Annotated in this window: 24 protein-coding genes; 9 read left to right on the plus strand and 15 right to left on the minus strand. The window is 61.9% G+C overall.

Annotated features, from left to right (window positions below; translation table 11 throughout):
- Positions 1–61: 61 nt before the first annotated feature.
- Positions 62–1,420, plus strand: coding sequence for a hypothetical protein (locus K1X12_RS13805; RefSeq protein WP_220988142.1), 1,359 nt, complete (start codon positions 62–64; stop codon positions 1,418–1,420).
- Positions 1,421–1,471: 51 nt separating this feature from the next.
- Here the strand turns inward: K1X12_RS13805 and K1X12_RS13810 are convergent, their stop codons facing one another.
- Positions 1,472–2,680, minus strand: coding sequence for an LL-diaminopimelate aminotransferase (locus K1X12_RS13810; RefSeq protein WP_220988143.1), 1,209 nt, complete (start codon positions 2,678–2,680; stop codon positions 1,472–1,474).
- A gap of 11 nt (positions 2,681–2,691) precedes the next feature.
- Positions 2,692–3,114 (minus strand): hypothetical protein, encoded by a 423-nt coding sequence (locus tag K1X12_RS13815; RefSeq protein WP_220988144.1) that lies wholly within the window; start codon positions 3,112–3,114, stop codon positions 2,692–2,694.
- A gap of 71 nt (positions 3,115–3,185) precedes the next feature.
- Here K1X12_RS13815 and K1X12_RS13820 point away from each other — a divergent pair, with 71 nt between their 5' ends.
- Together K1X12_RS13820 and K1X12_RS13825 are read left to right on the plus strand one after the other, a co-directional pair.
- Positions 3,186–5,021 (plus strand): PHA/PHB synthase family protein, encoded by a 1,836-nt coding sequence (locus K1X12_RS13820; protein ID WP_220988145.1) that lies wholly within the window; start codon positions 3,186–3,188, stop codon positions 5,019–5,021.
- A 173-nt stretch (positions 5,022–5,194) separates the two neighbouring features.
- A complete protein-coding gene (locus tag K1X12_RS13825; protein WP_220988146.1) occupies positions 5,195–6,229 on the plus strand; it encodes a glycosyltransferase family 4 protein in 1,035 nt (344 codons plus the stop codon).
- Between the two features lie 8 nt (positions 6,230–6,237).
- On the opposite strand, the gene K1X12_RS13830 is transcribed toward K1X12_RS13825, so the two are convergent.
- The 4 genes from K1X12_RS13830 to rplM form a co-directional block, all read right to left on the minus strand.
- Complete coding sequence (locus K1X12_RS13830; protein ID WP_220988147.1) at positions 6,238–7,071, minus strand: FkbM family methyltransferase; 834 nt, start codon at positions 7,069–7,071, stop codon at positions 6,238–6,240.
- A gap of 91 nt (positions 7,072–7,162) precedes the next feature.
- On the minus strand, positions 7,163–8,098 hold the full coding sequence (gene argC, locus K1X12_RS13835) for an N-acetyl-gamma-glutamyl-phosphate reductase (protein WP_220988148.1): 936 nt from the start codon (positions 8,096–8,098) through the stop codon (positions 7,163–7,165).
- Positions 8,099–8,181: 83 nt separating this feature from the next.
- A complete protein-coding gene (gene rpsI, locus K1X12_RS13840; protein ID WP_220988149.1) occupies positions 8,182–8,667 on the minus strand; it encodes a 30S ribosomal protein S9 in 486 nt (161 codons plus the stop codon).
- Between the two features lie 5 nt (positions 8,668–8,672).
- The gene (gene rplM / locus K1X12_RS13845; RefSeq protein WP_220988150.1) at positions 8,673–9,137 is read right to left on the minus strand and encodes a 50S ribosomal protein L13; all 465 of its coding nucleotides are present in this window, start codon (positions 9,135–9,137) and stop codon (positions 8,673–8,675) included.
- 311 nt (positions 9,138–9,448) lie between these two features.
- On the opposite strand from rplM, the gene K1X12_RS13850 reads away from it, so the two are divergent.
- Positions 9,449–10,141 (plus strand): hypothetical protein, encoded by a 693-nt coding sequence (locus tag K1X12_RS13850; RefSeq protein ID WP_220988151.1) that lies wholly within the window; start codon positions 9,449–9,451, stop codon positions 10,139–10,141.
- Here K1X12_RS13850 and K1X12_RS13855 read toward each other — a convergent pair.
- Entirely contained in the window at positions 10,125–11,180 is a 1,056-nt protein-coding gene (locus tag K1X12_RS13855) for a COX15/CtaA family protein (protein WP_220988152.1), read from the minus strand. The genes K1X12_RS13850 and K1X12_RS13855 overlap by 17 nt on opposite strands.
- A gap of 80 nt (positions 11,181–11,260) precedes the next feature.
- Here K1X12_RS13855 and K1X12_RS13860 point away from each other — a divergent pair, with 80 nt between their 5' ends.
- Positions 11,261–11,473: a DUF2842 domain-containing protein gene (locus K1X12_RS13860; RefSeq protein ID WP_220988153.1), complete on the plus strand. Its 213-nt coding sequence runs from the start codon at positions 11,261–11,263 to the stop codon at positions 11,471–11,473.
- A 3-nt stretch (positions 11,474–11,476) separates the two neighbouring features.
- Here the strand turns inward: K1X12_RS13860 and K1X12_RS13865 are convergent, their stop codons facing one another.
- The gene (locus K1X12_RS13865; protein WP_220988154.1) at positions 11,477–12,367 is read right to left on the minus strand and encodes an AraC family transcriptional regulator; all 891 of its coding nucleotides are present in this window, start codon (positions 12,365–12,367) and stop codon (positions 11,477–11,479) included.
- Positions 12,368–12,520: 153 nt separating this feature from the next.
- Between K1X12_RS13865 and K1X12_RS13870 the strand changes: the two genes are divergently transcribed.
- The 3 genes from K1X12_RS13870 (at position 12,521) to K1X12_RS13880 (ending at position 16,210) form a co-directional block, all read left to right on the plus strand.
- Complete coding sequence (locus tag K1X12_RS13870) at positions 12,521–13,537, plus strand: aldo/keto reductase (RefSeq protein WP_220988155.1); 1,017 nt, start codon at positions 12,521–12,523, stop codon at positions 13,535–13,537.
- Positions 13,538–13,712: 175 nt separating this feature from the next.
- Positions 13,713–14,789, plus strand: coding sequence for a VWA domain-containing protein (locus K1X12_RS13875; protein ID WP_220988156.1), 1,077 nt, complete (start codon positions 13,713–13,715; stop codon positions 14,787–14,789).
- A gap of 170 nt (positions 14,790–14,959) precedes the next feature.
- Entirely contained in the window at positions 14,960–16,210 is a 1,251-nt protein-coding gene (locus K1X12_RS13880) for an acetyl-CoA hydrolase/transferase family protein (protein WP_220988157.1), read from the plus strand.
- Here K1X12_RS13880 and K1X12_RS13885 read toward each other — a convergent pair.
- From K1X12_RS13885 to K1X12_RS13895, 3 genes are read right to left on the minus strand one after another with little or no spacing between them, the layout of a single operon-like run.
- Entirely contained in the window at positions 16,207–16,362 is a 156-nt protein-coding gene (locus tag K1X12_RS13885) for a hypothetical protein (RefSeq protein ID WP_220988158.1), read from the minus strand. The genes K1X12_RS13880 and K1X12_RS13885 overlap by 4 nt on opposite strands.
- 23 nt (positions 16,363–16,385) lie before the next feature.
- A complete protein-coding gene (locus K1X12_RS13890) occupies positions 16,386–17,555 on the minus strand; it encodes a CaiB/BaiF CoA transferase family protein (protein WP_220988159.1) in 1,170 nt (389 codons plus the stop codon).
- Between the two features lie 13 nt (positions 17,556–17,568).
- Complete coding sequence (locus K1X12_RS13895) at positions 17,569–17,970, minus strand: PaaI family thioesterase (protein ID WP_220988160.1); 402 nt, start codon at positions 17,968–17,970, stop codon at positions 17,569–17,571.
- A 182-nt stretch (positions 17,971–18,152) separates the two neighbouring features.
- Between K1X12_RS13895 and K1X12_RS13900 the strand changes: the two genes are divergently transcribed.
- The gene (locus K1X12_RS13900) at positions 18,153–19,607 is read left to right on the plus strand and encodes an NAD-dependent succinate-semialdehyde dehydrogenase (RefSeq protein ID WP_220988907.1); all 1,455 of its coding nucleotides are present in this window, start codon (positions 18,153–18,155) and stop codon (positions 19,605–19,607) included.
- A 92-nt stretch (positions 19,608–19,699) separates the two neighbouring features.
- Here K1X12_RS13900 and K1X12_RS13905 read toward each other — a convergent pair whose 3' ends face one another.
- The 4 genes from K1X12_RS13905 to K1X12_RS13920 all read right to left on the minus strand — a co-directional run bounded on the left by K1X12_RS13905 (position 19,700) and on the right by K1X12_RS13920 (position 23,196).
- Positions 19,700–21,112, minus strand: coding sequence for an aldehyde dehydrogenase family protein (locus tag K1X12_RS13905; protein ID WP_220988161.1), 1,413 nt, complete (start codon positions 21,110–21,112; stop codon positions 19,700–19,702).
- A 103-nt stretch (positions 21,113–21,215) separates the two neighbouring features.
- Positions 21,216–21,524 (minus strand): hypothetical protein, encoded by a 309-nt coding sequence (locus K1X12_RS13910; protein WP_220988162.1) that lies wholly within the window; start codon positions 21,522–21,524, stop codon positions 21,216–21,218.
- 11 nt (positions 21,525–21,535) lie between these two features.
- Complete coding sequence (locus K1X12_RS13915) at positions 21,536–22,354, minus strand: metallophosphoesterase family protein (protein ID WP_220988163.1); 819 nt, start codon at positions 22,352–22,354, stop codon at positions 21,536–21,538.
- A complete protein-coding gene (locus K1X12_RS13920; RefSeq protein WP_220988164.1) occupies positions 22,351–23,196 on the minus strand; it encodes a diacylglycerol/lipid kinase family protein in 846 nt (281 codons plus the stop codon). Before K1X12_RS13920 ends, K1X12_RS13915 begins: the two co-directional genes overlap by 4 nt.
- Positions 23,197–23,285 lie beyond the last annotated feature (89 nt).

The following is a 23,285-nucleotide window of genomic DNA, read 5'->3' on the forward strand; positions in this document are numbered from 1 at the left end:
GCCTTTTTGAAGCAGAAATTTTTACACTTACAGGAGATTATATTTCTCCTGGAGGGTACGCATGCTTGCAGACGTCGATAGTCAAAAGTTCCGCTGGGTTCAGGTGGCAGACTTTGCCATTGGCCTGTTCGCAATCGCATTCGTCGCCAGCTGCCGAGAGGCAAGGACAGGCGAAAGCGGTCGCGCACCATATGGCCGAAACCTGCCGGAGCCCTCCGGCTTTTTCCGCGTCTTTGCAGATGTACGCGTCAAGGCGACCGGCGAAATCGTTGAGATCGGTTATGTGGCAAGTTGCGGGGCAATCACACAGAACTGGAGTTACACAACGTCCAGCGCCTTCTTCGGCATGGCGCCCCACATCATGCTGGTCCCGACCAACTCTGGCGAACTGATCGGCGTGCGTACACCGGATGTGTGCGATGCTGACTTGTGGTGGGGGCATGAAGACAAGGTAGATACAAGCCTGTCGTCTGACAGCTTTCTGCCGGTGCTGATGTGGTATCCGGACGTCAACGACATTGGCTTTGCCATCGGCTATCTGTCTGACAAGGCCTATGAAAGTCCGTATGCGAAAATCGAACTTCTGAGCAGTGGCATCGCAAAAGCGAGCCTGGAAGAATGGCGGGCCTGGCTGGAAAAATCAGAAGCCGAATTTGAGCCCGTTGGCGCCCTGCCGGGCCCTTGGGGCCATCAAAAGGTCGCGTACACTGGATCAAGCCGCGCGCATGAGAAATATCTCCGGTCGATCAACGGTGGCCGGAACGCACTAACCTATCTTTGTCATGCCATGGGCCTGTTGGAGGTACCCGCTGAAGGGCGGGATGATGTCTTGCGCATGTTACCGGACAACGGGCAGGAATGGGTAAGCTCGAGCGAGGTTGATCAAGAGTTCGCGCGCCCTTTTCGGGCACTGTTGGAAAGTCTCGATTTCGAGGGAACATCTTTCACCAGCCATCAAAGAGACTACCGGGAGTTCGGCGCAAGAAAATCCCAAGGGGGTGGAGCATTCTTTCGCGGAGGGCAGTATGAAAGCGACGGCTATCACGATGTCTGGCCGATCGTTCCCTTTCAGCCGGACGAAATCGATCCGTCCACGAAAGAGGTTCAATCGTGGAAACATGAGTGGCTGAGGGAGGACGCATGGAATGGCTTTGCTGTCTGCGGCAATGACAGCCCGAGCGTTGATGCACTGACAGCGTACGCCGCAGGTCGCTCGGACAGCTTGAGAGTCGATTATTCCGAAAACGGCCATCCGTATTCGCGGTATGCTGGGCAGTTGAAACCGGAAGCGCTCTTTCTGGACGGCCAGATCGTCTTTTCGACACAAGAAAGGTATGTGGACCCGTACTACTTTACAGGGCGCCGCGTGCCAATTTTCAATCGTTCCGGACAGGTCATACCGGACTGCTGCGTCAGATAGGCTTGGCAGGGCGGCGAACCAGAAGGTTCACTCACCCCGCACAATTCGCCCCTACTCCGCCGCGACCGGCTTGATTTCCTTCACGCCCCTTGCCGCGAGGAACTTCCGGATGTTGCGGCCAGCCTGACGGATACGCTGCTCGTTCTCTACCAGCGCGATGCGGACGTAATCGTCGCCATGCTCGCCAAAGCCGGCGCCGGGGGCCACGGCCACATGCGCTTCATTGATGAGCTGGAGCGCGAATTCGAGGCTGCCCAGATGGCGCAGCTGTTCCGGGATCGGCGCCCAGGCAAACATCGAAGCCTTCGGGCTCGGCACCGGCCAGCCCGCGCGGGTGAAGCTGTCCACCAGCACATCGCGGCGGGCCTTGTAGATCGCGCGGGTCTCGTCCACGCAGGCCTGCGGGCCATCGAGCGCGGCGACAGCCGCCACCTGGATCGGCGTGTAGGCGCCGTAGTCGAGATAAGACTTCACACGGGCAAGCGCGCCGACGAGCTTCTCATTGCCCGCCACGAAGCCCATGCGCCAGCCGGCCATGGAATAGGTCTTCGACATCGTGGTGAACTCCACCGCGATGTCTTTCGCGCCGTCCACCTGCAGGATCGAAGGCGTCGGCTCGTCGAAATAGATCTCATTGTAGGCAAGGTCCGACAGCACCCAGAGATCGTGTTTCTTCGCGAACTTCACCGCCTCCTTGTAGAAGTCGAGATCACAGACGGCCGCCGTGGGGTTCGACGGGAAGCAGAGCACCATAGCCGTCGGCGGCGGCACGGAATATTTCACGGCCCGGCCGAGGTTCGACAGGTACTGCTCGGGCGTATGCGCCGGCACGCCGCGGATTGAGGCGCCCGCGATAATGAAGCCGAAATGGTGCAGCGGATAGGACGGGTCCGGCGCCAGGATCACGTCGCCCGGCGCAGAAATGGCCTGGGCGAGATTTGCAAAGCCCTCCTTGGAGCCGAGCGTGACGATCACCTCCCGGTCCTTGTCCAGCACCACGCCAAACCGGCGTTTATAGTAATCGGTCAGCGCGCGGCGCAGGCCCGGAATGCCGCGCGAGGCGGAATAGCCGTTCACGTCCGGCTTGCGGGCCGTTTCGATCAGCTTGTCGACGATATGCTTGGGCGTCGGCAGGTCCGGATTGCCCATGCCGAGATCGATGATGTCCGCGCCCTTCGCCCGAAGCGCCGCCTTGGTGCGGTTCACCTGCTCAAAAACGTAAGGCGGAAGGCGCCGGATTTTATGAAAATCGGTGTTCATTTGGGGGGCTCTCAGAACTCGTCTCGGGTTACGCGGGGTACATTGAATTTGTTGCGGATGGCAGTGATTTCGGCGTCTGTCAGGAAATCCGCTTCCGGCGGCATGGCGTCGAAATTACCACGAATATTCTCCGCGATGGCCAGGATCTCCTCTGCGCCACCTGCGGCAACCTCAGCGCGCGCATCTGCGAAGGCCTGATCCAACGCATCACTGCGATCCAGCTGCGCCCGAAGGCGGTCGCCAGGATCATTCTTGGGGTCCGATTGCGGCAGCGCGGCAAGGTCCGGATACCCCTCGCCACGGATTTCCGCTCGCCGTTCGCCATACCATTCAGGCGCACTGTTGACGGCTTCCCTCACCTTGGTGAACGATGACGTACACCCCGCCACAAGCATGGCAGGCACAATCAGGAGGGGAATCGCCGTGATTTTCATGGTTAAACTCATTAAATGACAAACATTCTGAAGGATAGATAAGCCCACAAAACCGGGCGAAACTAAGATATATGGGCGGGAACAAGACACCAACGGCAGATACTCCATCCCTCGCCTCCTTGCTGATGGCGCAGGACCCGGCACATCTGCAAGTCCTGATGACAACGCTGGCGCTCGCAAATACCGAATCCCAGTCCCTTCTTGCAGAAGTCCTGACCGGATCGGGCCCGCTGGGCACTGTGGCGCAGGGCGACCCGATGGGCGCCGGAGACGCCTTCGGCCAGGTCGGCATGAGCCTCGCGCGCAATCCGATGGCACTGATGCAGGCCAATATGGACCTGATGCAGGGCTGGATGACGCTGTGGCAGGAAATGGTCACTGAGAGTTTCGAGGCCGAAGCGCCCCCGGTGAAGGACAAGCGCTTCTCCGACCCGGAATGGCAGGCCAACCCCACCTTCAAATTCATCCGGAAGGCTTACGACCTCAACGCCCGCTGGATGATGAGCCTGGCCGATCGCGCGCCCGACATTGAAGAACCCATCCACCGCCGGGCGAAGTTCTTCATGCAGCTGCTGACCGACAGCCTCGCCCCGACCAACTTCCTAGGCACCAATCCGCAAGCCCTGAAAGCCTTCATCGAAAGCGGCGGGGAAAGCGTCCTGGCCGGCCTGCGCCTCGCGCGGGAAGACATCCGCAAAGGCGGCGGCAAGCTCCACATCACGCAGAGCGACCACACCCCCTTCACCATTGGCGAGAATATCGCCACGGCGCCGGGCGAAGTTGTCTTCCGTAACGACCTGATCGAGTTGATCCAGTTCGCCCCGACGCAGGAAACGGTCCACGCCAAGCCCTTGCTGATCTTCCCGCCCTGGATCAACAAGTTCTACATCCTGGATCTGCAGGAAAAGAACTCGATGATCCGCTGGCTCGTCGACCGTGGGCTGACGGTTTTCGTTGTCTCCTGGCGCAATGCCGATGAGGTCAGCAAGGACTTCACCTGGGACGATTACGCCCGGAAGGGCATCTACGCCGCTGTCGAAGCCGCCCTGATGGCGTCCGGCGCGAAGAGCCTGAATGCTGTCGGCTATTGCATCGGCGGCACCCTGCTCACTTCCGTACTCGGCCATATGGCCGCAACGGGATACAACAAGATCGACTCGGCAACCTTCTTCGCGTCGCAGTCGGACTTTGAACTTGCCGGCGACCTCAAAGTGTTCACCGATGGCCCCGGTCGCAATTACGTCTACTCGATCATTGACAACCATGGCGGCATTATGCCCGCCAAGGACATGTACGAGACCTTCAACTGGCTACGCCCGATCGACCTTGTCTGGCGCTATGTGGTTGACCAGTATATGCTGGGGAAAGAGCCCAAGCCCTTCGACCTGCTCTACTGGAATGCCGACCAGACCAATATCCCCGGCCCGGTTCACAAACAGTACCTCTCCCAATGCTACGCAGAAAATCGCCTTGCAAAGGGCGAGTACACCGTCCTCGGAGAAAAAGTGAACATCGGCAATGTGAAGATCCCCGTGATGCTGCAAGCCAGCCGCGACGATCATATCGTGCCGTATGAAAGCGTGTTCCGCACAACGAAAATCTTTGGCGGCGACACCACCTTCGTTCTCTCCGGTTCAGGCCACATTGCCGGCGTGATCAATCATCCGGATGCCAACAAATACCAGCACTGGACCAATCCAGGCCCGCTGGATCAAGGCTCTGCGAAAGAATGGCTTGAGGGCGCGCAGGAAATACCGGGCAGCTGGTGGCCGACATGGTGGGCCTGGCTGAAGCCGAAGTCCGGCCGCAAGGTAAAAGCGATCCCCCCCAAGGACATGGGGCTGGGCGCTGCGCCTGGCACATACGTCAAGAAACGATCAGAAGACATCAAGCTTCCGACTGAATGAATATACCAGGCGCCAGCGACAGTGTTTGCGGGAAAGCAAACCATTTTTTGTTGCCCGCGCATCTTCGTTAAAGTAGAAAATGCGCGCGCGGCAGCCCTGCCGCGATTCCGACGTATTCCTGCTCCAGATGAGGCTCGCCACTAGCTTGAGCTACGGCGGGAGGTTGCCACGCTATGAAAATCCTGCACGTCTGCTCTACGTCTGCAATCTCCGGCGCCAATCGCTATGCGTTTGATCTTGCTGCAGGTCAGGCCGCGCTGGGGCATGATGTGACAGTGATCACGCCCGCCCTGCCGGGTCACTCCCTCGATTTGAAGCCACCGGAGGTGAAACAGGTCTCCTTCGATGGCATTTATCCGATTGGCCTGATCTCTACGCTGCGGCGCCTGCGCGGAGATGTCATCCATTGCCATGGCGGCAAGGCAGCGAAGTGGCTGCGCCTTATGCCCGCCCGCCCGGCATCGGTCATCTCCTTGCATATTCGTTTCAAGAAGAATGCGATGGAGCATTTCGATGGCGTGCATGCGCTTGCGGATTGGCAGATGGAAGGCCTGCAATCCTTCAAGGGCCTGGTAAAGAAGGTCAATAATTGGGCGCCCAAGCTGAACGCCAGCGCGCCCGGCGCCGCTGAGGCCTGCCGCCAAAGCGTCGGCGCCTATCCTGATACGCCGCTTGCAGTCTTTGTAGGCCGGCTTGATCCGGTAAAAGGCGTCGACACGCTGATCCGCGCCTTCCGAAAGATTGATCGCTCCGACATTCGCCTGGCGATCGTTGGCGATGGCTCCGAAACTGAAGCGCTGAAGGCCCTCGCCGGGCCAGACTGCCGGATCAGTTTTGCAGGTTACTCCAAGGCGCCGGCCGACTGGTATAACGCTGCCGATCTGGTGGTGATGCCCTCACGCCACGAGCCCTTTGCGCTCGTCGCGCTTGAGGCGATGTCCTGCAACACGCCGCTGCTTGCCTCGGATCTTGAAGGCTTTCAGGAGATCTTCCGCGACCGGCCGGACAACCGTTTCCCGGAAGGCAACGCGGCAGCTCTGGCAGCAGCCATCTCCAATCGGCTGGCCGGAAAAATTCCCGGCGTGATCATGCGGGACCAATACGACATGCACCGGTTCAACCGGGATGCCGGCGTTGCGGCGGTCACCGAATTCTATGCCGATGTCTGCGCGGCGAAACAGGGACTGTTCGAACCGCTGCCAACCTGAGCAAGGCCTCAGGCTGCGGGACGACGGTTTGAAATCGAAAAGATGTTCTCGTTGATATGCAGGAAATCCCGGTTCAGCGGCGCGACCGCCTTGAGGAAGTTTCCCGACCTTGCCTGCCCCGGCATCATCCAGTCGTGCAACTCGATGATTGCCAGATAGAAATCATCGAACCAGGGCGATGGCTTTGAAAAGAGGTCCTGCTCAAACCCCTCAATGTCGATCTTGATAAGGAAGGGCGCCGCGCCTGCGCCGTGTGTGGACAGGATTTCAGGCACCGTGACAAAGGCCAGGTCGCCCTCAGGATCAGCCTCCACCTGAAAGGCGGCGCTGCCTCGCCCGACATCAACCACACGGCCCCGCCGGGATTCCGACGAGATGCCCGCCTGAACCGGAATGATGTTCCGCCCCCGGCAATTGTCGCTGAGCACCGCAAAATTGGCATCGTCGGGCTCCACCACCACGATGCGCGCCTCCGGAAAGTGCTCGGAAAAATAGAGGGATGAGAGGCCAATATTGCCGCCACAATCAACGATCAGCGGCACCTGGCCAGAAGCGAGGATCGCCTCATATCGCGCACGAATGTCGGCGAAACGCGCCAACCGGTCGACCCGGTAATCCTCCGATGCAAAGATCTGCTTGGCGATCGACAGGTCGTTTTTCGACCGGATCAGGAAGCGCGTGCGTGCGCCCGTTTTGCGGTTGCGGACGGTTTGCCGGGCGATGAAAGGCGGCGTCTCGAATACATAGGTACCAGGCCGTGTGCTGACGGTTTGCTCCAACCGCCGCCCCAGCCATTTGGCAAGCCGGCTGGCGCTGAACTTCGGCCCCTTGAATTCCGGCATGCAATCTCCCCGAGGCGATCCACCGCCAAGGGGGAAACCACTAACGCGGCATGCTTGTCCCTTCAAGGCATTCTGCCTTGGCGTCAGCCACTCAGGCGACGAGGCCGGCGCCTTCATCAAGCCCAAGCGCAATGTTGAGGTTCTGGACCGCAGCGCCCGAAGCGCCCTTGCCGAGATTGTCCAGCCGCGCAACCAGGCGCGCCTGCTCATCCGTGCCGAACACGTAGATCTCAAGCCGGTTGGTGTCGTTGCAACCTTCTGCATCCAGCGACTTGATCGCGTCCGCTTCCGCCAGCGTCGCCACCTTGATGAAGCGCTCATTGGCATACGCCGCTGTCAGCACCTTGTGCACATCCTTGCGCTTGGCCTTGGACGGCAGCGCCCAGAGCGGCAGCGGCACTTCCACGATCATGCCTTGTGCGTAGCGCCCGACCGCAGGCGTAAACATCGGCGTGTGGGAAAGGCCGGTGAACTTCTTCATTTCCGGCGGGTGCTTGTGCTGCTGGCCGAGTGCATAGATGCGGAAGTTGTCTTCTGTCTGGCGCTCTTCGAACTCGGCGATCATCGGCTTCCCGCCCCCCGAATAGCCTGAGACCGCATTGACCGTCACCGGCCAGTCCGCCGGGATGATCCCGGCCACCACAAGCGGACGTACCAGCGCAATGAAGCCTGTCGGATAGCAGCCAGGATTGGAGATACGCGTCGCCGCAGCGATGGAGGCGCGCTGAGCCTTGTCCATCTCGGCAAAGCCATAAATCCAGCCACTCGATGTGCGGTGCGCGGTCGAGGCGTCGATCACCACGGTATTGGGATTGGTCACCAGGCTGACGGCCAGCCGCGAAGCATCATCGGGCAGGCACAGGATTACGGCGTCCGCCTTGTTGATCATCGCGGCGCGCGCATCGACATCCTTGCGTTTGTCAGGGTCGATGGAGATCAATTCAAGATCCCGGCGGCCTTTCAGCCGATCCGCAATCTGAAGGCCGGTGGTGCCAGCTTCGCCATCGATGAAAACCTTGGGCAACATACGCCCCTCCGCCAGTCAGGCACAAAAACAAACGGGCGCTCCGTTTCCGAAGCGCCCGCCAGACAAATGATATGCTGCTGCGATTAGCGCTTCGAGAACTGGAAGCTGCGGCGTGCTTTCGCCTTGCCGTACTTCTTACGCTCAACGACGCGCGGGTCGCGGGTCAGGAAGCCGAACGGCTTCAGCTTGCTGCGGAGCGTCGGTTCGAAAGCAACGAGCGCGCGCGAGATGCCGTGACGAACAGCGCCAGCCTGGCCCATGAGGCCCGAACCTTTGACGGTCGCGATCACGTCGAACTCGGTCTCACGGCCGGCTTCGATCAGCGGCTGGGCGATAACCATGCGCAGAACCGGACGAGCAAAATACTGCTCCTGGTCACGGCCGTTGATGATGATCTTGCCAGAGCCGCGCTTGATCCAGACGCGGGCGACAGCTTCCTTGCGGCGGCCGGTGCCGTAAGCACGGCCCTGCGCGTCGATCTTCGGCTCAGCGGCTTTCACCGGTTGGGCAGAAGGCGTGCCACCAGCGATGGCACCAAGGTCTTGCAGCGAGTTCGCGGTATCGGTCATGTTTATCAGGCCGTCTTGGAGTTTTTGCGGTTCATCGCCTTGAAGTCTACGACTTCGGGCGACTGTGCAGTGTGGGGGTGCTCGGCGCCGGCGTAAACGCGCAGCTTGCCGTACTGTTTGCGCGACAGCGCGCTTTCACGCGGCATCATACGCTTCACAGCGAGTTCGATAGCGCGCTCCGGGAAGCGGCCGGAAAGGATCTTGCCAGCGGTGGTCTGCTTGATACCGCCCGGATAACCGGTGTGACGGTAGTAGACTTTGTCTGCCAGCTTGTTGCCGGTGAACACGGCCTTATCAGCATTGATAACAACGATGTGATCGCCGGTATCCACATGCGGAGTAAAGTCAGGGCGGTGCTTGCCGCGAAGGCGCTTGGCGACGTAAGAAGCAAGGCGTCCGACGACGACGTCGGTCGCGTCGATCACGACCCACTTGTTCTCTACGCCGACGGGTGCGTTATAAGTTTTCATTGCTCTGCTCAGAGCCTCTGCTTATCGGAGTTCCAGGAATGCAAATTAAGGGCTGGCGTTTAAGCGCCGCGTTTCCCTTTGTCAACGCAGCCGCCGGGCTGAGCCTGCTTTTTACGGCAACAGCTTGTGGACGACAAGAAACCACACCGGAACCGGCAGCACAAGACACTGTAATTGCTGGCGAAATTGAACTTCCTGCGGTTTGGTCCACGCGCCCGCTTCAGGGAAAAGTGCGCGATGTCGCCCTTTCATCGGGCTCAGGAACGGTCCTGGCGGTATCATATGACGCTGGCGGCCTGGAATTTTTTGACATGGAAGGCGATCGCCTGGGTGAACCGGCGCGATTCCATCTGAAAGATCTGGCCAATGGCCGCTCTGCAAATATCCAGGATGCGCAGCTTTCCATCTTCCCCGGTGTGACTGAAGAAGGCGCCCTCAAGGCTTACGTCTTCGGCGAGGGCCTCGTGGCACCCGCGCAGATCGACCTGCCGATTCCGGAAGAGCGGATGGTCGAAGGCCTGTGCACCGGCGACGCGGGCACGATGGGCCTGATGCGGATCGCCTACTGGACGATCTCCAACAACCTCGTGCTACGCACCGGCATCCTCAGCGAAGACAATGGCGAGATGAAGTGGCGCGAAGAAGCCACCACTGAGGCCGGCTTCCCGATCAAGTCCTGCGTCTTTGCCTATGACACGCTGGTGGCCTCCCCGCGTGCCTTCGCAACGGCGGCGCTGACGCGCGGCGAAACCTCTGCCCTCCTCTCGATCGAGGATGGCGGCCCGCTCCAGTTCTCAACCGACCTTGGCATGACGACCAGCGAAGTTGCTGTCCGCGATGGCATCACCGTGACCGCGCCAGACGCGCCGACCGCGGTAACCGCCAACGGCATTGTGCCGGCTGGCGGTTTTCCTGGCGGCGTCGTTGTGGTCGCCGGTGAGACGACCGAGGGCACCCATCAGGTCGTCTTCATTGATCCCAGCGCTGTCACGCTGAAGGACTAGTCGCCTCAGCCGCTTTCGGGCCGCCTGCGCGCCAGACCGCGTAGACGGCCCAAAGCGTTGTCACCACGCCCAGCCCCTGATGGACCAGCGCCAGCCCGAGCGGTGCTGCGTTCAGCAGGGTCAGTATCCCCCAGATCGCCTGCGCGCTGACCAGGCCGGCCAGCACTGCCAGCTCCCGGCGCAGGCCCGTGCCCCGGAACATCCACGCTGCCGCAAGGCTGCCCGCCCAGATGATGTAGGCCAGCAGGCGGTGATTGAACTGCGTCGCCTCCCGCCCTTCGAAGAAACTGCGGATGCCCAGCTCGGCATGTATATAATGTGCGGGGAACACTTCGCCCGCCATCAGCGGCCAGTCGGTATAGGTGCGGCCCGCGTCAAGCCCGGCAACCAGTGCGCCTGCCGCCATCTGGATGAAAATCAGGATCAGCAGCACTTTGGCCGACTGCCGCGCGGCCTTCGGCACATCCGCCTTTGCCCGCCTGCTGAGATCCAGCCACAGCCAGGTAACGACCACCAGAATCAGCAACGCCAGCATGAAATGGGTCATGAGCCGGTAAGGCGCGACCGAAATACGCTCCGTCTCCCCGATGCCGCTGGATACCATCCACCAGCCGATCGCGCCTTGCAGGCCGCCCAGCGCGATCAGGCCCAGCAACTTCCAGCCGAGCCCCTGCCCCAGCCAGCGCCGCCAGGCAAAAACGGCAAAGCCAAGCGCCGCGACGAGCCCGATGGCCCGCCCGATCTGGCGATGGCCCCACTCCCACCAGTAAATGAACTGGAATTCGGAAAGCGCCATTCCGGAGTTGGTAAGCTGGTATTGCTTGGTCGAGCGGTATTTGTCGAACTCCGCCATCCAGGCCGCTTCGCTCATCGGCGGCAACGCCCCGCTGACCGGGCGCCATTCTGTAATGGAAAGGCCGGAATCCGTCAGGCGCGTTGCGCCGCCAACGAGGATGATCGCATAGACCATGAGGCCGAGAAGGATCAGCCAACGGCGGATCCAGGCTGCGGCAACGGGGGAAATTGCACTTGTTGTCATGCCGCCTAGATCACTTGACGGGCGGCCGGATCAAGGGTCGCTTTGGTCGCAGCCATCCTGAAACACCGCCGGAGCCCCAGATGCAGAACCCGCGAAAGCCTGTCGCCATGCTGCTGATGCTGGCTTATCTGTTCGCTTATGTGATCGGCGTTGCAACCCTCAGTGGCCCGGTCGGCACCTTGCCCGCATGGGTTCAGCTACTCTTTTATATTTCCGCCGGCGTTCTCTGGATCCTGCCCCTGAAGCCGCTTTTTGCCTGGATGAACGCGATCGAGCCGCCGGAAGAAGACTGATCCTCAGGCAACTTCGCGGGTCACCAGCGCCCGGATGGCGGCAATGTCCCGTGCCGGCGGTGCGCCGAACTGGCGGCTATAGTCCCGACTGAAATGCGACGCGCTTTCATAGCCGATGGCGTAGCCGACTGCCGCCACCTCCTTATTCTCCAGCAACATCCGGCGGGCTTCCTGCAGGCGGATCAGCTTCTGGAACTGCACCGGCGAGAGCGTCGTCACCGCTTTGAAGTGTCGGTGGAAAGACGCGACGCTCATCCCTGCCATTTCGGCCAGATCAGGCACGCGCAGCGGCTCGCGGAAGTGATCGCGGATCCAGGCGGTTGCCCGGCCGATGCGGCCGGCCCGGCTGTCGCGCAGGCCTACCTGACGCAGCATACCGCCCAGCGGCCCGTTCAGGACACGCCAGACGATCTCGCGCTGGATCAGCGGCGCCATCACGGCAATGTCCTTTGGATGATCCAGCAGGCCGAGCAGGCGTGCCAGCGGATCGATCATCACGTCTTCCAGCTTGTCCGTATGCAGCGCGGAGAACGCATCGTCCCTTGCCGCCTCTTCTGACGCCGCCGGCATCAGCTCGGCCACCATAGCGGGGTCCACTTCCAGGCTCAGCGCCAGATAGGGCCGCTCGGGCGAGGCCTCCGTGATGCGTGCCGTCACCGGCACATCCACCGACGCCAGCAGGCAATGCCCCTCCCGGTACTTGAAAGTCCGCTCACCCAGCATGGAGGTCTTCGCCCCCTGCAGCACCGCACAAAAAGATGGGCGGTAAACCGACCGGATCACCGATGGCGCCTGCGTTCGCGTCAGGCGCAGCCCCGGAACAGGCGTTTCCCTCCCGTGCGCCAGGGCTTGCCGGTCGAGCAGGGCGGCGAGGGTCTGAAGATCCGTCATCATGGCCTTACTCAACCACAGTCGGCGTCCGCGCGCGACTGCCCTCACGCGCAATTGAGAGAATCCGGCAAGACTTTGAGAGGATCAGCGACGGACACACCGGCCTTCCCGCCTTAAATCAGGGGCATTCCACTTCCAAAGAATGGAGCCCTCCCTATGCGTATGCGACAACTCGGCAATTCCGGCCTTTTCGTTTCCGAGCTTTGCCTCGGCACCATGACCTTCGGCGGCGACGAAGGCATGTGGGGCCAGATCGGCAAGCTTCAGCAGGACGAAGCCGACGCGCTCGTCAAAACCTCCCTCGATGCCGGCATCAACTTCATCGACACCGCCAACGTCTATTCCTATGGCCGCAGCGAGGAAATCCTCGGCCAGTCCCTGCGCAATCTTGGCGTCGCCCGTGAGGATGTTGTCATCGCCACCAAGGTCATGGGGCCGATGGGCGCCACCCAGAACCATCGCGGCGCCTCCCGCAGCCACATCCTCTACCAGGCCGAAGCCAGCCTGAAACGTCTCGGCCTCGACCATATCGACCTCTACCAGATCCACGGCTTCGATCCCCTTGTGCCGATCGAGGAGACGCTAGACGCCCTCGACTCGCTCGTCCGCAAGGGGGCTGTGCGCTATCTTGGCCTCTCCAACTGGGCCGCCTGGCAGATCATGAAAGCGGTTGGCATTGCAGAGCTGCGCCGCCTCGCCCCGATCCATTCCCTGCAAGCCTACTACACCCTCGCGGGGCGTGACCTTGAGCGGGAAATCATCCCTATGCTGAAGTCCGAGAATATCGGCCTGATGGTCTGGAGCCCGCTGGCAGGGGGATACCTCTCCGGCAAATATGACCGTGAAGGCCGGGGCAATGACGGGCGCCGCGCCACGTTCAACTTCCCGCCCGTGAATATGGATCGGGGCTATGCCGCCATCGAAGCGATGCGCGAGATTGCAACGGCGAAAGACTGCTCGGTTGCGCAGGTCGCCCTTGCCTGGCTGCTGCACCAGTCCGCCGTCACCAGCGTCATCATCGGCGCCAAACGCCTCGATCAACTTCAGGACAATATCGCCGCAACAGAAGTCAAACTCTCCGCCGACGATCTGGACCGCCTGAACGAAATCACGCGCCTGCCCGACGAATACCCCGGCTGGATGCTGGAACGCCAGGGCACCTACCGGAGCTGACGGCAGCCCGCCTGCCTGCCTCCCCAGAAGGCGCCCATCGCGAGCCCTGAAAATTTTCGCCGCCAGCCTGTCCGGTCTGGCGGCGAAACGCTGTTCTGAGAGGAAATGGCCTGCATTTCGCGGGCCTCCATCCTTCCCCATCGTCCCTGGAACCCCTCTGGAGAGACCTGAACAGATGAAACGCTTCTCCCAACGCCCGCTGCAGGCTTCGGCTGCCGCGCTCGCCCTCGCCGCCCTGGCGGCGACCGGCCTTTCCCTCTCGGCGCAGGCCCGCGAGGAAACGCCGGCCTCCCCCGGCCAGGCCATTCTGGTGCTCGATGCGTCGGGCTCCATGTGGGCCGAAATGAAAACGCCGGAAGGCAAGAAAACCACGCGCATCGAAACCGCGCGCGAGACCATCTCCGCAATGCTCGACGAGCTGCCCTCGGATATCGAACTCGGCCTCATCGCCTATGGCCACCGCCGCAAGGGCGACTGCAAGGACATCCAGACCCTCATCAAGCCCGGCAAGGTCGACAAGGCCGCCTTCCGCTCGACGGTCAACAAGCTCAACCCCAAAGGCATGACGCCGCTGACCGACGCGGTGAAACAGGCCGCCGAAGCCCTGCGCTACACCGAGCAGAAAGCCACGGTCATCCTCGTCACCGACGGCCTCGAAACCTGCGCGCCGGACCCTTGCGCCGCGGCCCTTGCCCTTGAAGAGGCCGGCATCGACTTCACCGCCCATGTCATCGGCTTCGGTCTCTCCAGGGAAGAGAGCGAGAAGGTCTCCTGCATCGCGGAAAACACCGGCGGCAAATATCTCGAAGCCAAGGACGCCGCTGGCCTCAGCGACGCGCTGGGCGAAGTGGTGCTGGAACCCGCCGAGCCGGTCGAAATCGCCCCGCCGGAAGAAGTTGGCCCCTGGTTTGAAGGCCAGCCTGTCCAGCTCAACGTCCAACTTTCCCCAACCGGCCGCACGACGACCGACATGTCCGTCGAAGATCCGGCGGAAGTGGATTTCCCCGCCGATGGCAAATGGCAGCAATGCCAGGCCGCCTGCGAAGCCGACAGCAAATGCGGCGCGTGGATTTTCGAGCCGCCGGGCAGCTACTTCATCGAAGAAGCCCGCTGCCGTGTCCTTCCGCCCACGTCCGAAGCCGACGCCTCCTACACGCCCGCAGAAGACGGTTGGGTCTCCGGCATCAAGCCGGGCGTCAGGATCCTGTCCCGCCCCTACGAACCAAACCCGGACCAGCGCGACCTGCACTGACCCGCCCCAACTGCCCTCCCAGTCGCCAGCGTACCCCCGGCGGCTGGCTCTCTCGACCCTGCCCGGCCAGTGCCCTCTGGCCGGGCTTTTTTTGGCGGCGCTCCACGCCCCCTTCTAAAGCAGGCAGGGGGCCGCTAACAGGGTTGCGCGCCATCCCGGAGAGACCCGCCTTGCCCTTCCCCAGCCTCGCCGAAGCCTTCGAGCAGTTCCGCCACCGCCTGCCCGGTCAGGCCCGCCTCTTCATCGGCGGCGCCAGTGGCGAGCCTCTCGGCCTCGCGCGCCTGTTCAAGGCAGAGCCGGAACTCTCCGCCGGGCTCACCTTCCTCGGCGCCTGGATCGCGGGCATCAACATCACCGACTGGGCCGGCTTCCATCCCGATGCCGCCGCCGAAACCATTTTCCTGCCCGCCGCCCAGCGTCCCTCCTTCGATGCCGGGCGCACGCGCTTCCTGCCGCTCTCCTACAGCCAGGCATGGCAGTGGATGGCCACCACCCCGCTCGATGGCGCCATCCTCCTCGTTTCCCCGCCGGACAATGAGGGTAACGTCTCCCTCGGCGTCAGCCCGGATTACGCGCCCCTCATGCTGGCGCGCGGCGTGCCCCTCTTCGGCATCATCAACCCGCAGATGCCCGCCCCGCCCAATTCGCCCAAAATCCCGCTCTCGAAATTTGCTCTGCTGGCGGAGGATGACCACCCGATCCTGGAACTTCCCGGCGGCCCGCTCCCGCCTGCCTTCGAAACCATCTCTGGCCACATCGCCGCGCTGGTCGATGAAGGCGACGCGCTGCAGTTCGGCGTCGGCAATGTGCAGCAGGCCATCCTTTCCGCCCTCAAGGGGCGGCGCGGCCTGCGCATCTATTCCGGCATGATTTCAGATCCCGTGCTCGGCATGTTGGACGCAGACCCGACCCTGCGCGTCGATACCGGCGTCGCCACCGGCACAAAGGCGCTCTATGATCGGATGGCGAGCGAATCTCGCGTCTACTTCCACCCCGTCTCGAAAACCCATTTCGCCACCGCGCTCGCCGCCGTCCCGCGCCTGCGCGCAATAAACTCCGTGATCGAAGTGGATCTCTTCGGCCAGGCCAATGCCGAGTTCATCAATGGCCGCCAGGTCGCCGGCCAGGGCGGCCTCAATGATTTCCTGCGCGGCGCAGCTCTCTCCGAAGGCGGCCTCGCCATTACCGCCCTGATGGCCACCGCCAAGGGCGGCGAAATCAGCCGCATCGTCCCGCGCCTCCCGCCAGACGCCGTCACCGTCATGCGCACCGATATGGATGTCGTCATCACCGAATACGGCACCGCCCGCCTGCGCGGCAAAAGCATCGACGCCCGCGCCGACGCCCTCATCTCCGTCGCCGATCCCCGCCACCGCGCCATGCTGGCGGAAGAGTGGGAAGCAATGCGTAGGCGGATTTAGATCTCGAACGGCTCATCCTGAGCGAAGTCGAAGGACGAGCCGGGGCGTGGCACAGCCCTGCCGTCCATCCTTCGACTTCGCTCAGGATGAGTGACGCCCCCCCCCTCCGTCATCCCGGTTTCGCCAACGACGAAGACCGGGACCCAGAACACCAACCGCCTCAGCCCCGCAGCCCCTAAATAACCCCCCGCGCCTTCAACGCCTCGGCCTCTTCCGCGCTCAACCCCGCCTCGCGCGCAATCTCCACCGAATGCTCGCCAAAGCCTGCCAGCTTCGGGTTCGGCCGGGGCGGCTCCTTCTCGAAACGGATTGGCGGGCCAACATGCCGGTTGCCATCGGCGTCGGTAAACACCATGCCGCGCTCTGCCGTGAACGGATCGTCAAACGCATCCTTCAGGTTACGCACCGCCGCCCAGCAGCAATCGACCGGCGCCAGGAATGCTTCCCAATGGGCCTGCGTATTGCTGGCAAACGTCTCGCGGAAAAATGCCTTCAGTGGCTCCTGCTCATCCCCCGGCGGGATCTTCGCATAGGGCAGCAGGTCCACACGGCCCAGCGCTGTCAGGAGGTTTTCTGCAAACTTCACTTCCGATCCGCCGATCACGATAAACCCATCATCCGATGTGGGATAGATCGAGTTCATCGCCGCCCCGCCAAAGCTGCGCATCTTCTTCGGCTCCGGCGCCACGCCCTTGCCAAAGGTTGGCCCCAGCACGTTCGGCGTCCAGGCAATGGCCGCATCATACATCGACATGTCGATATAATCGCCTTCGCCCGTCCGCTCCCGGCGGAACAGCGCCATCAGGATCGCCGAGAGCGCCATGAGGGAGGAAGAGGCGTCGGCAAACGCAATCCCCGGCGCTGCCGGCTGCCCGTCGCTCAGGCCGCGGCCAAGGTCCATCAGCCCCGTCATCGCCTGCACCACCAGGTCATGCGCCGGTTTCTGCACATGCTGCCCCGTCTGCCCGAAAGCGGAGATGGAGCAGTAAACGATCTTGGGGTTGCGCGCCGCCACCGCTTCGTATCCCACGCCCAGCCGCTTCACCACACCGGGCCGAAACGCCTCGACAAACACATCGGCTTCCTCGGCCAGCTTCAGCAGCAGCTCCACGCCCGCCGGGTCTTTCAGGTTCAGCTTCAGGCTGCGCTTGCCGCGTGCCACATTGCGGAACCACACGGTCGTCCCGTCCGGCGTCCGCTCGCCAATCTCCCGCACCGGCTCGCCCACGCCATTGGCCGGCTCCACCATGATCACGTCCGCGCCATGATCGGCCATCATCATCGTCATGTGCGGCCCAGGCAAGAACGCCGAGAGATCGAGAACCTTGAGACCGTCGAGTTTCATGCGTCTTTTTCCTCTACAAATTCATCTGAGACTGTGTGGTCAGCGCGACCAGCTTGCCCGCCTCCGTTTCGATCCGCGTTTGCCAGACCTGAAGCCTGCGGCCAACACTTACCGGCGCGGCAGTCGCTGTCAGAACGCTGCCCTCCGGCGCGGCGGCAATCAGGTTGGTCTTGCTCTCGGTCGTCGTGGTCATCTTCGCTTCCGCCGGAAGGCTCAGAAATGCCCCGATCGCACCCACGCAATCGGCCAGCGTCATCAGGAATCCGCCATGGGCAATTCCGCCCGCCGTGCAGTGCTCCGCCCCGACGATAACCCGGCCAATCACAGCTTCCTTATCCGCCTGAATCAGCTCCAGCCCGATGGCCTTCGCAAACGGCATCGAGGCAGCCAGCGCCTTGAGATGTGGGTCGCTCATAACGTCCTCCTATTGTGTTCTTCTGTCCGCGATTTGATCCTGAAATGCCTCAAAAATACATTGTTTGACACGGTCTGTACCCCTGCGGCCCCACCTGTCCCCACCCATCGCATCACGCCCTCTGGGGAACTATATGAGGGTCTGACTGTTGGATAAGTCCCGCCGGAGAATTGCCCATGCCCCTGAATCTCAAGGATTCCTCCCTCCTGAAAACCGAGGCTTTCCTCGCCGGCAAATGGACCGGCGCCCTCTCCGGCGCCCGGTTCGACGTGAAAAACCCCGCCACCGGCGAAATCCTCGCTGCCGTCCCAAAAATGGGCGCAGAAGAAACCCGCCAGGCCATCGGGTCTGCCGCCGCCGCCTTCCCTGAATGGGCTGGCCTCATCGCCGGAGAGCGCGCCCGTATCCTGCGAAAATGGTTCGATCTTTTGATGGATAACCAGGCCGACCTTGCCGCCATCATGACCGCCGAGCAGGGCAAATCCCTCACCGAGGCCAAAGGCGAAATCGCCTACGCCGCCTCCTTCATCGAATGGTTCGCCGAGGAAGCCCGCCGCACCTATGGCGACATTATTCCCGCCCACAAGAACGGCGCCCGCATCCTCGTCACCCACGAACCTGTAGGCGTTACAGCAGCAATCACGCCGTGGAACTTTCCCGCCGCCATGATCGCCCGCAAGGCTGGCGCCGCGCTCTCGGTCGGCTGCACCATGGTCGTGAAGCCCGCCTCCGCCACGCCGCTCACCGCGCTGGCGATGGCAGAGCTTGCCGCCCGCGCTGGCATCCCCGCTGGCGTGCTCTCCGTCATCACCGGATCTGCAGGAGAGATCGGCAACGAGCTCACTTCCAATCCGGCGGTGCGCAAGGTGAGTTTTACTGGCTCGACCGCCACGGGAAAGAAACTCATGCAACAGAGCGCCACCACCCTCAAACGCCTCAGCCTCGAACTCGGCGGAAACGCCCCCTTCATCGTCTTCGATGATGCCAATCTGGACGCCGCCGTCGAAGGCGCCATCGCCTCGAAATTCCGCAATTCCGGCCAGACCTGCGTCTGCGCCAACCGCTTCCTGGTCCAAAACGGCATCTATGACGCCTTCGCCGAGAAGCTCACAGAGGCAGTGAGAAAACTGAAAGTGGGCAACGGCATGGAGCCGGGCACAGACCAGGGCCCGCTCATCAATGAGGAAGCCGTCGAGACCGTCACCGCCCATATCGACGACGCCCTCAGCAAAGGCGCCCGTCTCGCGCTCGGCGGAAAATCCCACGCGCTGGGCGGCACCTTCTTCGAGCCAACCGTGCTGCTGGACATGCCGGTGGCCGCGCGCATCGCCAGGGAAGAAACCTTCGGCCCCGTCGCCGCGCTCTTCCGCTTTGAGAACGAGGCCGACGCCATCGCGATGGCAAACGACACCGAGTTCGGCCTCGCCGCCTATGCCTACACACAGGATCTCGGCCGCGCCTTCCGCGTCTCCGCTGCCCTCGATTACGGCATCGTCGGCATGAATGAAGGCCTCATTTCCACCGCCATCGCCCCCTTCGGTGGCCGCAAGGAAAGCGGCTTTGGCCGCGAAGGCTCAAAGTATGGTGTGAACGACTATATGGACGTGAAATACACCCTGATGGGCGGTCTCGGCTGAAGCCCCCATTCGAATCATTAAATCCGTATACGTTCTTTTTAATACAAAACCCCTCCGTTTCCGGAGGGGTTTTCGACTAAACTTCAGATATCTTAAGCCCGGCGCATGAACACGGTTTGCGCCTGACAGAATTCCAGCAGGCCATCCTGCCCGCCCTCAACGCCAACCCCAGACTGTTTGTGCCCGCCGAAGGCAGCATGAGGCGAAAGGTGCTGGCTCTCATTGATCCAGACAGTGCCGGCCTGAAGCTGCGAGGCCAGCGCTTGCGCGCGGTCCAGATCCTTTGTCCAGATGGAGGCGCCAAGTCCGTAGACAGACGCATTCGCGCGCCCGACGACCTCGTCGATATCATCGAACGACATCAGCGGAAGCACAGGACCAAACTGCTCCTCCTGCACAATCCGCGCATTTTCCGGCGGATTGTCGAGGATCGTCACCGGCACGAAATAGCCCGGCACAGTCGCTGCGTTTCCGCCGATCAGGAATTTATATCCCTTGTCCTTTGCATCCTGAATAAGCTCCAGAACGCGCTGGTATTGCGCCTTGTTCTGCACAGGTCCGATCTGCGTGCCCTGCTGCGATCCATCGCCCACCTTCACGGACTTCGCATACTCCACAATCGCCGCTTTCAGAGGTTCGTACACGTCCTTGTGGATATACATCCGCTTCGTCGCAATGCAGATCTGACCGGCATTCCGGAACGCCGCCCAGAACAACTGCTCCGCAACTTTCTCCACGTCCACATCCGGCATCACGATCGCAGCATCGTTGCCGCCCAGCTCCAGCGTCACCTTTTTCAGGTCTTTTGCCGCGCTCGCCATCACCTTCTTGCCAGTCTCTGTCGATCCGGTGAAGCTCACCTTGTCGATGCCTTTATGCGCTGTCAGCCAGGGACCGAGACGATCAGAACCGGACACGACATTGACCACGCCCGGCGGCAGGATACCCCGGATCAGCTCACCGACCCTCAGCGTGGTGAGCGGCGTTGTCGGCGCGGGCTTCACGACAACCGTATTGCCCGCCAGCAGCGCCGGCGCGAGCTTGAACATCAGCAGGATGATCGGGAAGTTCCAGGGCACAATCGCGCCAACAACACCAATCGGCCCATAACGGGTCACCGCAAGGCGCTCGGGCGAATCCTCGGAAACATGTTCGGGAATGTCGAGCTTGGCCGTTTCCATCAGCCAGTGCGCGCCGCCCAGCACATCCCCCATCGCATCCGGATTTGGCTTGCCCTGCTCTGTCGTCAGCAGGCGGCCCAACTCATCCGCATTCTGTGCAATCACGCCGGCAATCGCCTGCAGGGCCTGGCGGCGCTTGTCGATCGGCATGGCTTTCCAGCCCGGCAGTGCCGCGCGGGCTGCGGCGACCGCCTCGTCCAGCTGGGTCTCCGTGCAATCGGGCGCCTGCGCAAACACGGCGCCGGTCGCAGGGTTCTCAACGCCAAAGGTTTCGCTGCCCGAAACTGCCTGGCCATTGATCGTCATCGTGAAGGTTTGGGACATATGCTCGTTTCCTCGTCCGGTATTTTATTAAGCGCAGGCTAAGCCAGTCGGCCATAAAACCGAAGATGGAATCTCGCCAAATGCCGCAACGGAAAGCGCGCCCTTACAGCGGAGGCTCTGCTTCTTCTTGGGTTTCGCCCAACATTTCGCTGGTCGTATCTCCGGGCGCCGGGTTGTGATGTTCCATGATTTCAGGAATCTCACCAGGCGCCGCCCCCTCCGGAATGTCCAGCTCCGTAGAGGGAAGACCCGTTCCGGGGAGGACACTGTCTTCGCCATCGGTATCCGTCGACTCGGTCGTCTGGTCGAAGGAGGGCTCCACCGGCCCAACCGGCTCAGGCTCCCCGCCGCAAGCCGAAAGCACGATACTGGCAAACAACGCTGCGCTCATTCCAAATGCTGCATTACGCATCATTTTGCTCCCTATTTTTTAGACATCTCGACAACACGTGGTGTACGGATAGGCTCCACACGCTCAATGTCCCAGCTTCCATGGGTCGCCTCGTGGAACCGGCCGCCCTCAAAGCTCTGCACATTCAGCACCGCGATCCCGTCTTGGATTGAGATAATGTTGAATGCTGGCGGCTGCGCCCGCAGCCGCGTCGACAATGTACCTGCCGTGATGGCGATATATCGCCCTTGCGGCTCTCGGATCAGTTCTGCGTGCGGCGTATGCACATGCCCGGTCAGCAAGATTTGAACCGGACTCGCCGCCAGCCGCGCACTCGCCTCCGCCCCGCGGCGCGTGGCCGTCTGCAGGCTGGCTTTCTCGGGAGACTGGAAAGGATGGTGGCAGGCGACGATGCGAACTTCACCTTCGCAGGCATCCGGCGGCCCGATGGCCGCGTCAAGATCATCCAGATTTACGCTGCCCTCCGCCCAGTTCATGCGCGCTTGCCATCCCCGCGATGTATTCAGCCCGCGAATTGAAACGCCATCAAGTTGGAGCGGTCGCGTCAGGCCACCAAAATAGCGCTCATATCGACCAAATGCGTCGGCTGCACGCGCTGGCAGGTTTAGCAAGGGCGTGTCATGATTTCCCGGAATGCTGAGCACCGGCGCACTGAATTTCGAAAGCCACTCCTGCGCCGCCTGAAACTCTTCCCGCTTACCTCGCTGCGTCAGGTCACCGGATACCACAATCGCATCCACATCAAGTTCCCGGATGATACCCGCAGCAGCGCTCAACGCGTCTCGGTTTTCCCGGCCGAAATGAAGGTCTGCGAGGTGGGCCAGTTTCAAGTTCCACCTCCGGCAACCAACACACAGGCCGCTTTTGCAATATAAGTCACGCTCACGCTTTCGCCTGGCTCACAAGGTTCGCCGTCCAGGGTCGCAGAAATCGCATCCCCCTTGGCATGGCGCATACGGATCGAAGCTGCCCCCGCCGCGTGAAAGTGCGCGCCCTCGCGCCAGCCTTTGACCATTGCATCCAACGCGGCAGCGGCAAGGTCCAGATGATTGTCCGGCGCGACCACCGCGATTTCCAGACCGCCATCCGCGTCCGGCAGCACCGCCGCCGCGGTTGCAGGAAACGCCCTGCGCTCGCCCGCGAGGTTCACCTCGACTTCAAGACTGGACTCGACATCCAGCGTGTCCTTGTCGGTCAGGATGCTGACTGCCTCCAGCAGCGCGCCCTCCCGTACTGCCTCACGGGATTCCCCCAGATGTGTCAGTTGACCGAACAAGGCCGCAACGTAAAACCTCTGCCTGCCGACCTCCCCCGCCGGAATCCATTCCGACTTGGGTGACGCCAACACAGTCTCGACAATCTTCTTCCAGTTCAGCTCGCCCGCATGCAGGCGCTTCGGCAGCAGGTTCATCGTCCCGCCGGGAAGCACCAGCACAGGCGTGCGATCGCTGGAAGTTTGAAGCACGGTGCAAATCGTGCCGTCGCCGCCCCACACGGCAATCGCCTCCACACCGGCTGCGTTCAGCCCCGCGACCTGCTCCTCAAGATCAGCTTCCAGGCTGGCTGGCAGGGCCACCTCATGCCCCAGCTCTTCCAGCAAGGCCAACAACTGATCGCGCCCATCTTCCGGCACGGAGCCAGATTTCTCGTTGACAATAGTCCCGAGCTTCATGCGCCACCTCTTCTCATCAGGAAACGCCTGGCAGCGCCCCAGGTTCCGTCCTCACTGCAAGGTTAAAAAAATCAGATGGCGGATGGGAA

This window comes from Hyphomonas sediminis (genome assembly GCF_019679475.1).
GTDB lineage: Bacteria > Pseudomonadota > Alphaproteobacteria > Caulobacterales > Hyphomonadaceae > Hyphomonas > Hyphomonas sediminis.